This window comes from Microcoleus sp. K1-B1 (genome assembly GCF_036704705.1).
GTDB lineage: Bacteria > Cyanobacteriota > Cyanobacteriia > Cyanobacteriales > Microcoleaceae > Microcoleus.
On record NZ_JAUBSH010000026.1, the window covers coordinates 65,440 to 77,579 of the forward strand.

The 12,140-nt window shown below is 47.3% G+C and carries 7 protein-coding genes and 1 tRNA gene; all 8 read right to left on the reverse strand.

All coding sequences use genetic code 11. The annotated features are described in order from the left end of the window. Nucleotides 1–199 precede the first annotated feature (199 nt). The 8 genes from QUA83_RS12415 to gshA all read right to left on the reverse strand — a co-directional run bounded on the left by QUA83_RS12415 (nucleotide 200) and on the right by gshA (nucleotide 11,770). On the reverse strand, nucleotides 200–760 hold the full coding sequence (locus QUA83_RS12415) for a Uma2 family endonuclease (protein WP_333293461.1): 561 nt from the start codon (nucleotides 758–760) through the stop codon (nucleotides 200–202). Nucleotides 761–882: 122 nt separating this feature from the next. Then, nucleotides 883–4,935 carry a hypothetical protein gene (locus tag QUA83_RS12420; protein WP_333293455.1) on the reverse strand — a complete coding sequence of 1,351 codons (4,053 nt, stop codon included), beginning with the start codon at nucleotides 4,933–4,935 and terminating at the stop codon, nucleotides 883–885. 192 nt (nucleotides 4,936–5,127) lie between these two features. Further along, complete coding sequence (locus QUA83_RS12425) at nucleotides 5,128–5,685, reverse strand: redoxin domain-containing protein (RefSeq protein WP_333293456.1); 558 nt, start codon at nucleotides 5,683–5,685, stop codon at nucleotides 5,128–5,130. Nucleotides 5,686–5,790: 105 nt separating this feature from the next. Next, the gene (locus QUA83_RS12430; protein WP_015178160.1) at nucleotides 5,791–6,390 is read right to left on the reverse strand and encodes a peroxiredoxin; all 600 of its coding nucleotides are present in this window, start codon (nucleotides 6,388–6,390) and stop codon (nucleotides 5,791–5,793) included. Nucleotides 6,391–6,518: 128 nt separating this feature from the next. Continuing rightward, nucleotides 6,519–6,591: transfer RNA gene (locus tag QUA83_RS12435), tRNA-Met, on the reverse strand. Between the two features lie 138 nt (nucleotides 6,592–6,729). Beyond that, nucleotides 6,730–9,207: a peptidoglycan DD-metalloendopeptidase family protein gene (locus QUA83_RS12440; RefSeq protein ID WP_333293457.1), complete on the reverse strand. Its 2,478-nt coding sequence runs from the start codon at nucleotides 9,205–9,207 to the stop codon at nucleotides 6,730–6,732. Nucleotides 9,208–9,789: 582 nt separating this feature from the next. After that, the gene (locus tag QUA83_RS12445; protein WP_333293458.1) at nucleotides 9,790–10,251 is read right to left on the reverse strand and encodes a tRNA (cytidine(34)-2'-O)-methyltransferase; all 462 of its coding nucleotides are present in this window, start codon (nucleotides 10,249–10,251) and stop codon (nucleotides 9,790–9,792) included. Between the two features lie 367 nt (nucleotides 10,252–10,618). Continuing rightward, nucleotides 10,619–11,770 (reverse strand): glutamate--cysteine ligase, encoded by a 1,152-nt coding sequence (gshA, locus tag QUA83_RS12450; protein WP_333293459.1) that lies wholly within the window; start codon nucleotides 11,768–11,770, stop codon nucleotides 10,619–10,621. Between the last annotated feature and the right edge of the window lie 370 nt (nucleotides 11,771–12,140).

Sequence of the window (12,140 nt, forward strand, 5' to 3'; positions counted from 1 at the left end):
ACTTTAGGCAAGATCCAAATCCTTATATAATCAGTCAGATCAAATTCGGTAGCATCGGAATTATTCCTCTCTGTATTCTCTCCCTCTGCGTTCTCTGCGCCCTCTGCGGTTAAATCATTCCGATACAACCGGAAACGATATCATTCCCAATTCAAAAATCAAAAATCAAAAATCAAAAATGGTATGAGTTATGACTCTATTATCCCAACACATTATCTACAGCAATTTCTACATCTGGAAAAGCTAGAATAGATAAAACCTGACCCCGATGAAATCTTTGAATATTTTGGTATCCCGAAGGAGAAGGTTCGCGATAAACTACTACACATTGCTCGTTAATATCTACTAGCCAAACTTCTACAATATTGTCTTCGGCATAAAGAGGAATTTTGATATTTCTATCAGTTTCAGCGGTTGCATCCGCTACTTCCACAATTAGTAAAATATCCTCAGACTGAGGATGTCCCGATTCGTAAAAATCATCGCGCCGTCGCAGCAAGGAAATATCCGGTTCAGGTTCCGAGCGATCGTCCAATTCTACCGGATCTTGAACTCCAATGGTTACTCTCGATAATAAGCAGATATAGAATAACTCTGTCAGACGCTTGACATGAGATGTATGCCTTCTACCAACGGCAGCCATTTGAACAATTTCTCCTCGAATTAATTCAACTTTATCATCTTTAGTCAAGATACCAGCTTCAATCATCTGATGATATTCTTTTACTGTAAATAACCGCTTGATTAACTGAGTTGTCATCATTGTTTCGTACAGGAATATTAAAGTTTTTGTCTGCGATCCAGGTTTAATAATGTGATTATACTACATCGACCATTAGTCGTTCAGCAGGGCAGGCATTGCCCGCCTTACAATCAATGAACCTAATCCCACGATTGCAATTGCCCAACCCAATGCTGCACAAAAGCAGAAATGCGATCGCGCCGCGTTTCAAAAGTAGCAGCAATCCAGATAAACGCAATCCCAAAAGCCAAACCAATCGCCCATTTAATCAGCGGATAATCGAATATCAGAACCACCAACTGATAGAAAACATTGATTAAAAAAATTCCCGTTCCCACAAACAAAAATGCCCGCACTCGCAGCGCCAAACCCGCTGCAATCGCCGCCAAACTAAAAGCTCCCGCCACTAAACCGTGGCCTTGCTGAGTCAAAAGAGGCATTCCACAAATCAGCACAGTTGCGAGCATTCGCAGAGTGTGGCGCAGCGGTTTTTGTGCGGGTAATTTGAGCGTGCCATCGAACTGAGTAATGTAGAGTAAAGAAAGTCCTAAAGGAGTAACATAAAACTCTGGCTGAGTCAATCCTATTTGCCAGAACCACCGCAGCAATATCCAGTCAATTATCGCCACACTCACATAGGTAAAACGGACTTCTTCCCTTTCCCAAGCCAGGAAAAAATAGAAGGTAGCAGCTATCAGCAAGCTAATCGGATAAAACTTAGCCGGACTTTCCAAAATAGTAACTATTGGAATCAGCGAAGCAATTACCTGCCAAGGTTTTTTTGACCAACCCCAGTTGTCCCAAGGCAAAATGTAAATGAAATAGGCAAATAGAGAAGCGAAGGCAACTTTCCAAGGCCCCAGCGGCCCGGAAATATACTTAACTAAAGGCGTATTGATCCAATAAAGTCGGATGCCAAAGGCTTCTAGCCAGCCCAAGTAAATCCAAATTTCTCCCCATTTGCGATCGAGATTATTTCGCCCTTGCAAGAAAGCGTATTGAACTAATAGAGCACCAGTGACTAATCCTAAACTTAAGCCGGACTTAATATCATCTGCAGAAGCCCAAATCAGCAGCAAACTGCTCAAAACCCAGTGCAGGTGAGCAAATATTTTTAACTCTGCATTAGTTAAATGTAAATAATTGCTGAGCCAAGGAGATAAAATGCGATAGATATATGTTAATGTTGTGCCGAGAGTTGCCAGGACAATTAAGCCGTCGCCAAAAGCTCCTCCTGCTGCTTGAAAAAGTTGATATAGTAGCGATTCGTAAGCAGCAACGGAGACGCCAATTAATCCCAAATAAACCAAAGGTTTGAATTCTGGTTCCCGCCTACCAATGCCGATCGCAATTAAAGACGCACCCAACACAGTTAAACCAGTCCAATTCGTCAAAGTGTGCGATCGGAAAGTTAAACCCAATACCCCATAAACCAAAGGTATAACATGAATGCTAGGTAAAATTGTTTGCTCGCGGTGACGGCGCCGCCACCAATCCCCCAACAATTGCGTAAACAATCCGAGAGCGATATTAGCAACTGCCAAATTAATCGTCGTGCGATCGACAAAACTCAAACCCACTGCTGTCAACAACTCCAAACTCCAAGCCAAAGCATAAATTGCCCAAGGGGAAAGTTGGCGTAAACTTCGGAAAATAATCGCAGCCATTATCACCAAAATAGCAGCCAAAACTTCAGTAGAAGGCGGGAAACTCAAGCTACTGGCTGCGTAGAGTTCAAAGGAATAAAAAGTAATAGTTGTTAACAGTAAGCCTGCGAGTAAGATTGCCCACCCATCTAAAGCTCGATCGTAAATTTGAGCTAATTGAGAAGGCTCAGGTAAACGGCTGGAAAAACGAACAATCCTGCTGCGAACCAACCACAGACACAGAAGAGCGATCGCCCCGGCAATTCCCCAATCCCAACCCGACACAAAACCTAATTGATCGATCGCCGCAGCTACGAAACTCAAGCCAAACCCCACTCCAATCGCCGCCGCTGGTAGCTCGACTAAATAGTAAGTATTGACCAACATTAATCCGGTGGCAACCCCCAAACCAATTAACCGATATCCCGGAAAAATAAAAATTAGAACTTGTGCAAATATTAGGGCGATCGTACTAAAGGTACTGGCAACTTGTTTGTGAGGAACCTCAGTATATTTAGCAACAGCAGTCAAAGCCAAAGGAGTCGCCAGCCAGAGCAAACTCCACTGAGGGCGATCAGTGGCAGTACCCGCAATCACATAATTTTGCAACAAGACAAAGCTAAATCCTGCTAATACTAAGCCTAGATACCAGGAACTTTGGAACAATGCAGGATGCCAGCGTAAAAAGGCAGAGTTTTCTGGGAAATTTCCCGATTTCATTACGACAAAAAATACCCATTCACTCGCCATGAATATTAATAATATTGCCGACCAAATATTGGGTGGCAGGTTTGGGAAAAATAAGTCAATTGCCGAAGCGATCGCGCCTAAACCCATAATGTGAGTTAGGGGAACCAAAATTGCCGGATTTCCCTGTTGTTCAGCCGCAGAAGCCGGCCTCGAAACTCGCCGGGAATTATCGGGAATTACGTATTTCCAAGTGATCCAACCTAAAATTAAAGTAGAGACTAATAAATTGAGCGATCGCCAAAAGGGATTGACAAAACTAATAAGAGTTAAAACACTACCCAAACCGAGAGCAAGGTTTTCGCCAAAACGGGCAAGTTGAAACTTTCGCTTGCGGTAGAGCCACTCGGCCGCACTTACCATTAAAATTAAATAAGGCAACAGCAGAACACCCCAAAAAGCCCAAGGAGTTTCCTGAGAGTTGGTAAGCTGAGTTAAAAATGCCACAACTTGTGTTTTAATCCCTAAAGGAAGCACTCGCCAAAACAGCCAAATACTCTGAAGTCCAACTGCCTCCAGCATTAGCAAATCAAACTCTTGCCAAAACCGCACTAAACGGTTATAAAAAAACCAAACAGCCACTCCGCTAACGGCGATCGCCTGTAGCGGAATGTCGCGAAAACAAACCAGGTATCCCAAACCCAACAAACCCATTCCCGCTAATTGCCAGTTAAAAAAGTTGCTGGGATTTGGCTGGTCGGATATATTGTTTTCAATAGTCGCAGATGCGAGGGGGTGCGGCCAATCTAGCCATGCTAAAAGCACGCCACAAATCGCCAAAGCTAAACCCATTTCAGCGATATTTACATCCTTGACAAATATCGCTCGCCCCAGTAAAATTCCTAACGAATAAGCTACTAAAGCTGCTTTTTTGTAAGTCAAAAAATCTCTGCTCAAACTGAAAGCAGCGGGGAATGTTTCAGTATTTTCCCCACGTTGGATAGATTGCAATCGTTGTTGCTGAACTTGATAAACAGTAGTAGCAGCAGTTCCCACTGTACCCACATAAACCGCAGTAAGGGAAAAGCCGGCAAATGCCCACCCCCAGTGCAAATAACTCAATCCCAAGTGATTTAGGGTGATCGAGCGAGTGATGTTTTTTCCTGAAAAGCTTTGATATTGATATTTGATAATCCGGGCAGTTATCCAAGTCAAAATAAGTGCCGCTGCGATTGCTACCGCCCAATCCCAAGGATACCGCCACAATCCAAAAGTATCCATCGCCCAAAAATTGATCGGCACTAGCAACAGCGTCACTTCTTGCAAAGTTTGAGCAGTCAAGTGCAAATTCTGCTGTCTGTTTGCCCAACTGCTAATCGCCCAAAAGGTTAAAGTATAAGCTAATAAAACTCCATATTGTCCGGCTGCAGGAAATCTTTCCCACTGACTGGCAGCTAAGACTCCAGAGGAGACAACTACCATGAACACTCCTAAAAACAACAGCCACACCACGCTAATTTCTGCCATTAGCGAGTGCAAAATTTGAGCGATAAAATTAGAGGTTTGAGTAGTTTCTGTGGGCCTAGCAACGCTTTCTCTGCTGCTAGGTACTGCTTGAGGCGTTGATAAGGCAGGTACTTTTGGCTCGGCAATAGGAGCGATCGGGCTATCGTCAATTTCAGAAAAATCTACAGCGGGATCTCTGAGTGGGCAGACTAAATACTGTCGGCACAATTCCTCAACCTCAGCGGGCGAAAGTAAACCTAGCCGCAGCCACGCATCTAAACCTGTCAACAACTCAGGATGCGACGCTAAGACGCTCAATTCAATTTTGCTCGATCGATCTTTGGGAGACGACATTGGCTTAAACTTGTACTAAGTACCTTCAAGCTATAGCCTAGATTAATGTCGAGCCAACATGGCAACATTCCGCCATCGAAATTGGCACAATAAGTATTTATTACTAAAGACCTGTCGCAGCCAGTGTCAACCGCTGAAAAAATCCCGCTGATGGGCATAAACAAGCGTACATCAGCGGTGAAAAACTCCAAATTAGGACACAGCAGCGGTTTCCTTACCGACATATTTCAGCAAAGTGTCCACACTAGCATTGTGGTCTATGAAAGAAAACAAATGTTTGAAGAGGAGTTTTCCATCTGCAGCCAAAACAAACTGAGCAGGCAAAGGAGCACCTAAAGCCTGACCGACTTGATAAGCCCGAAAAACTTGACAGCCCGGATCAGAAAGCAGAGGCATTTTCAAGCCTAAATCTCTAACCACAATTTGGCTTTGGCGATCGTCGGTACTGGCAACCATCAATAATTCTATATTGCGATCGGCAAATTTTTCCCAGTTTTCATTCAAAGCTTTAATGTGAGGAAAACAGAAAGGGCAATATTGCTTTTCTGTAAAAATCCGCGTAAAAGCCAGAACCACCGGTTTATCGCCCCGATAATTTGACAGCCGCACCAATTTGCCATTATTAATATCCGGCAATTCAAAATCTGGCGTCATCTGTCCCAGGTTCAGAACATTAGTCGCCGGAACAGGCAATAAATTTTGGAAAAACCGCTGATTTAACAAGCCGCTAAAATTAGTAGAAGTCAGCATATTTCCTAATTGGGTAATTGCTAATTGCTAATTAAAAATCCGGTTAAATGAATGCCCCTGGAGGTAGGGACACGACACTGCCGTGTCCGTACAAATATAATCTGCTTAAACCGCAGCAAAGAATACCTTAGACTTGACAGGATCGGGAGTCATAGTCTTGTCACCGGGCTGCCAGCCAGCGGGACAAACTTCATCGGGATGAGACTGGACGTGTTGGATAGCTTGCAGAGTACGGAGAGTTTCGTCCACGTTGCGGCCGAAGGCAAGATTGTTGATAGTAGAGTGTTGGATGATGCCTTCTTTGTCGATGATAAACAGACCTCGGAGGGCAATGCCTGCTTCTGGGTCGAGGACGTTGTAAGCCGAACTAATTGTTTTTTTGAGGTCAGCAACTAAGGGATAGTTGAGGTCGCCAACACCGCCAGATTTGCGGTCTGTTTGTATCCAAGCGAGGTGAGAGAATTCACTGTCCACGGATACGCCAAGGATTTCGGTATCGATTTTCTTGAAGTCCTCGAAGCGATCGCTAAATGCTGTAATCTCAGTCGGGCACACAAAGGTGAAGTCCAAGGGGTAGAAGAACAGGACTACATACTTTTTGCCTTTATAGTCGGACAGTTTAACTGTCTTGAATTCCTGATCCACTACGGCTGTTGCTGCGAAATCGGGTGCAGCTTGACCAACCCGGAGGCATTCACTGGTCATAGATTTTGTTTCCTTTTTTACGAACTGTTACAAATATATCATACTCATAACGACTACAAGTATCTTCTCGATCAATCAAAAAAAAACGCTCTCAAATTTGAGAGCGCAGTTTTTCTTTGATTAAATAATGGCTCAGGCGGGATTTGAACCTGCGACCTTGGGCTTATGAGTCCCCTGCGCTAACCACTGCGCCACTGAGCCAAATCTACTTCACGATTTACTATCGTAGCACGGTAGGGCTAGCTATGTCTTGTTTTAACTCAACACAATTTCTAATGACTTCCAGTAAAAGTTATGAGTTTTGGTAATCATTCAAAACCCATAACTTCCGACCAGTCGTTACCGAGAAGCGCTGGACGCATCATCGTCTGGCAGAAAAGCCATTGGGTTGATAGCACCCTGTCCGGCGGGATGAATTTCAAAGTGCAAGTGCGGCCCGGTACTAAAGCCGGTGCTGCCCATTTCTGAAATCTGTTCCCCTTGAGCGACTCTCTGACCCTTTTGCACCAAAATTCGGCTGTTGTGGGCATAGACAGTCTCAGTGCCGTCAGGATGGGTAATTTCCACCAGATACCCGTAGCCGCCGTCGTTCCACTGAGCATAGGTAACCACCCCGTCTGATGCTGCCACAATAGGCGTGCCGATCGGCCCTGCAATATCAATTCCTTTGTGCATCCGTCCCCACCGCCAGCCGTAGCCAGAAGTAAGAACGCCCTTAGACGGCCAAATAAACCCCTTAGCCGACTGTTGTTTGCCGTTAGGCAGATAGGTATCCGGGCTCGAAAGCGGAGGCAGTTCTGGAGAAACCATGCGTCCCAAAGACGGGTTGCTTAGGGGATCGTAACCGTCGGCTCCCAAAGGAGCAGTTGCTACGACAGGCTGCTGCCCAGCAGAGGTCGGCGTCAGGTTTATCGGTTGCAGTTCCGCTGCACGAGCAGGGTCTAAACGCTCTTGCTGCTGCTTCTGAACCTGCTCAGACCAGGCTCTCGATGGCGGTCTGCTGATTTCATTCTGCACCGCCTCAGTATAGTCTGGGGTGTAGAGATATGGATTGACACTTGGCATATCCTCAGACGGGTTGACCGAGGGCCCGTCATTTGGAGCCAGGGACACCGCATTGGCGCCGATCGAATTGCGCGAGGCACGATATTCCTCTCGCAGCCTGACAACTTCTGCCCTCAAGCGTTCGGAATAAGGGTTGAGAGCTTCTGCGGTAGGGAGAGCCTCCGAATTCGACTCTGATAAAGCGCTAGTTGGATCGGCATTTGAACCCTGGGCGCTAGTATTTGCCACGAAGCTGCTCGGCTGCGGGTATTCTCCCGTAGCGATGGCGCTAGCAGTTGCACTGGCTGGTCCAGGCAGGGCACTGGTGTCAACAGCACCTGTAAATGTTGGTTCGCCTTGAAGATCCAGCTTCCGTGGATCGCTAATCGTTTGGGAAACTTGAGTCAGCGGAATGCTGTTAATTTGGGGAACCATCGGCGCTGAAATATTGTTCAGACCTTCCAGGTTCTCCAGGGGAGAGACAACAGGCACTTTGGGCACGGGTGCTGCAACGCCAGCACCGGCTATTTCCGAGGTAGACGAGCTGGGGTTCAAAGATGCGGGAACCGAACTCGCCGCCCAGACAGATGTAGAGTTGGAGGCAGAATAAGATGCTGCAGCCTCCACCCCTGGATTTTTAAACCCAACTTGGGGAATTTTGAGCCGTTGATTGACATTCAGCAAGTTGGGGTTGCCGAGCTTGTTGACGGAGATCAGATCTTTGGGCGATACGCCGTGACCTTTGGCGATCGCATCTACCGTATCTCCCGGACGCACGCTGTAGAGAACCTCAGCCGGCGCGGCGGTACTTCCCGCAGGGGGGACTAGCACAGCCGAGGGCAAACTGGGTGTTGCCAAAGACTGTTCAATTGACTCGAATGCTTGATCGGGCGATGCTGCTTGACCTCCCCCGGAATTGGGAATTACAGGTGTGGCATCGAGGTCAGGAATAGTTGTCCCACTTGCATATCCGGGGGAGGTCAGCGTCGGTGCTGACTCCGGCAAAAATGCCGCCGATGTAGATGAATTTGCTCCCCCCTCCGACCCGAACATAGTTCGACCCGATTCTGTGGTGCGGTTTTCCTGTTTTTTCAAACTGTCGATCGCCCCGTCTGCATTCGGGATCTCGATCGAACTTTGTTCCGGTACCGTCGTGACCAGCGGGGTCGCTGCGGTTGATGGCAGCCCTGTCATGGCTGTACTATCCAATGGCTCGGAGCCAGTCAGATTTAACTCTTGTTCGGGATTGACCGTTGCTGCGCGATCTAGCGAAGCCGATGTGCTATAGCCGGCGTTCTGTTGTGGTGTGGCTTCCGTCGCAGTCGGAATTGTGAGCTGTTGGCCAACTTGGAGTATGGTATCGGGTTGGATGTCGTTGGCAGTTGCTAGTACCAACGGTTCAACTTCATAATCCCGAGAAAGCTCCCAAAGGCTTTGCCCCTCCTTCACCTTAACCGTCGCCGGCTCAGAAGGTGCACCGGGCTGTTGGGCCCTGGAACCGTCAACTTGTGCGGACGTAGCGGGCCCGTTGGCCGATACTGGCTGTACTTCAGCGGTGGATTCCGATGTCGGTGCGAGTTCAGACGCGCGAGCGCTGTCTCCATTTCTCGGTAGCAGGATGCCAGAAGCACCTACCGATATTGCCAGCCCGATCGTGGCGAGAGAGCGAACTCTGCCTGTGCTGAGCGTTGTCTGTTTGGATGGTTCCGCAGAACCGTCTCTGTCGATTTCACTAGCCTGAACAGGCTTAATTTGGGGATATGTTCGTTTCAAAAAAACGACCTCCTACTGAGAAGCGCTAACTGTCCTTGGAAACACTCAAGGGGATCGCATGACGCTGAGTTTAAATCAACAAGCAAAAATATTCTGATTGTTGACAGCTATCATGCTTAGGCCAGATTACCTTGCTTTTTTAATTTAGACAAGCTCAAACCGTCAGAAATTTTAAAATTCTCGGTCAAACCTGCTGCAATTAACCCCACAAGCCTTACACCGCAATAGCTGGAACGAATACATAAATTATGCGTTCCGGTAAGGCTCTGAACTCTCACCTATTATCAGACTTTAGGCTAATTTCCGGACAACCTACAACCGTATATTTACTAGATATAGTGTTCAGACCCAAGCTGGTACTCGCTCACGCCCTAAATCGCTAAAATCCTCTGTTTTTGTTGCGTAATCATCTTGGGAGTAATTTGGTGTTGCTGATAACAATCTGTTTTTGAATGAATAAAATATATTAATGTCGGCTATCGAAATTTTCACTCCTTTGATACAAATTTCTTATATTAAAATGGAGACTGGGCAGCCTCCGCCAGCTATTAAATATCTATATATTTATGTGTTGATAATGATTTATCCCAGCTCCCCCAACTGTCGTTTAGCCTCAAATAAACCCACAGCGGCGCTGACGGAGAGGTTCAAACTCCTGACTCCAGGCTGGCTCATCGGAATAAAAACTGTGGCGTCGCAGGCATCCAAGACGAATTGGGGAATGCCTACAGTTTCCGAGCCAAACATCAGCCAGTCGCTGGGCTGAAATTGGAATTGCGCGTAATTGCATCGCCCGCCAGTGCTGAATCCGATCGATCGTCCCCCCCGCTGCTCCCGATAGGCCTGAAAAGCCGCTAAGTCTTCGTGGCACTGGAGGTTGACGTAGGGCCAGTAATCTAAGCCTGCCCGTTTCAGGTAGCGATCGCTAATTTCAAACCCCAGCGGGCCGACTAAATGCAGTTCCGTGCCTGTGGCAGCGCAAGTGCGGGCGATATTGCCAGTATTCGGGGGGATTTGCGGGTGAATCAAGACAAGTTGGGGCATGAAGCTAATAAAAAGCGAAAAATACAGCTATTGGGCAATTTATAAAACTACCCACAGGTAGATATACCTTATAGCTTTTATTTATAACCTTTGTCGAGCTCCATTGATTAAATATTCTGATTTGTTTTTGGGAGGCGCTCTGCAACTTTTGACCGAAAGCATCCAGGATACAAGCCCCCGGATTCATCCGTCCAGAAATAAAAAACTTGTATCCGATGAAACTTGCCCCCCGAATTTATCCGTGGGGTCAATGCTTCAATTCTAAAATCTAAAACCGATTGACCGGGAGGTTCGGGCTATTTGTATTGGCTGAGTACCCATAGCCAAGGGGCTAGTGAAAGCCCCCGTTATAATAACGGCCGATACTTCAGGCAACTAACTGAGCGCACAAGTTGTCTTCTAGCTCCCATTCTTGGTGAGCCATCCCCTGAATCCCTTGCAGAATAATACTGCGGGTGTCCGAACCGCCCTCGTGCAGCTTCAACCACTGCTGGGCCGTGTTGCCTTCCCGGAGAATCTTTTTGAGGGGCGAGAGAAAGCAACTAAAGCCGCGTTTTTTGGCTATAGGCCACACTTCGCGGTAAATTTCCTCAATCCAATCTCGTGCCAGAATAGTTCTGCCGTCTTGCCAGTGAGTAAGTTCGGCATCCAAACTTTGCCGGGATGCAGCAATTTCGTTGGCGTCTGTGAGGGCAACTAAGTCTTGGTTGCGGGTGGCCGCAGGCAAGGCGCTGAGTTCTAAGGGGTCTAAGCTGGGGTCTTCCATCATCTGCCAGATGCGAGCTTCTAGCAAGGCAGTAATGGCCAACAAAGCCAGAGGATTGACTTCGAGGTCGCAAATTCTCAGTTCGAGGCGGTTGAGACAGTAGGGGCGACGATCGCCATTTGGTCGCACTGCAGACCACAAATGGCGGACGTTTTGCATAGTACCGAGTTCTAGCTGTTCTTCAGTCCACTGGATGTAATGTCTGTGACTTTCAAACAGGGGGACGATGGCAGGAGTTTTGGGAAACAAACCCCACCGAGTCGAATGATAGCCCGTCACTTCGCCGTCGAGGAAGGGGGAAGAGGCGCTCAAGGCAAGGTACAGCGGTGCTTCGACGCGGGCGAGGCGGATGGCGCGCATCAGCATTTCTGGTTGGGAGATGCCGATGTTGATGTGAATGCTGGCGGTGACGACTTTGGTGCCGTAGGTTTGCTCGATGTAGGTGTGGTAGGGGTTGTTGGGATCGGATCTGTAAAATCGATCGCTCCCTCCGAGAGACAAGGTACTTCCTGGCAGCAAGGTATAGTCGCCCAATTGTTTTAAATACTCGCGCAGCCGAACTCGTGGCTTGACTAAGGCACACAACAGGCGATCGTAGCTGCACAGCGGGGCGGTCGTGTACTCCACATTGCGGCTATCAGGCTCCCGGACAAATCCCTCTAGATCGGCAACTATGCGATCGGATAGACCGACAACCTCACCTTCGGGAGTGCCGGTATACATTTCTACTTCAAAGCCTTTTGATAGCAGCACGTTTGTTCCTCAGCTAAGTTGAGTGCTAGTTTCTAGTATCCCAAAAATTGACCTGTTCATACTATCTTCCACGGGGCAGAGTTGAAATTTTTCGCCACTGGCAGTGAAACCCGGTTTTTCGGCGCCAGCAAGTTTGAGCGTTTGTTTCCTAGTTGGAGGGCTGCCAGGAGTATTTCTCCTGGCAGCAAAGAGTCCGAGGCGGTTTTAGAGTCAAAAAGGCTCTTTGTTTGATCGCGGGCGTGTTTCATTGGGCATTTGTGACGATCGAACTTATGGTGAATAGAACTTACTCCGGGAGCATCCCAATTTTGTAAAAGGGGAAAAGTATGATACAGTTCCCCTTTTATTTTAGCTTATCCCTATATTATAG

Coding starts and splice junctions, on each gene's coding strand:
- QUA83_RS12415 (WP_333293461.1), bottom strand. CDS start 760: ATGACAACTCAGTTAATCAAGCGGTTATTTACAGTAAAAGAATATCAT.
- QUA83_RS12420 (WP_333293455.1), bottom strand. CDS start 4,935: ATGTCGTCTCCCAAAGATCGATCGAGCAAAATTGAATTGAGCGTCTTA.
- QUA83_RS12425 (WP_333293456.1), bottom strand. CDS start 5,685: ATGCTGACTTCTACTAATTTTAGCGGCTTGTTAAATCAGCGGTTTTTC.
- QUA83_RS12430 (WP_015178160.1), bottom strand. CDS start 6,390: ATGACCAGTGAATGCCTCCGGGTTGGTCAAGCTGCACCCGATTTCGCA.
- QUA83_RS12445 (WP_333293458.1), bottom strand. CDS start 10,251: ATGCCCCAACTTGTCTTGATTCACCCGCAAATCCCCCCGAATACTGGC.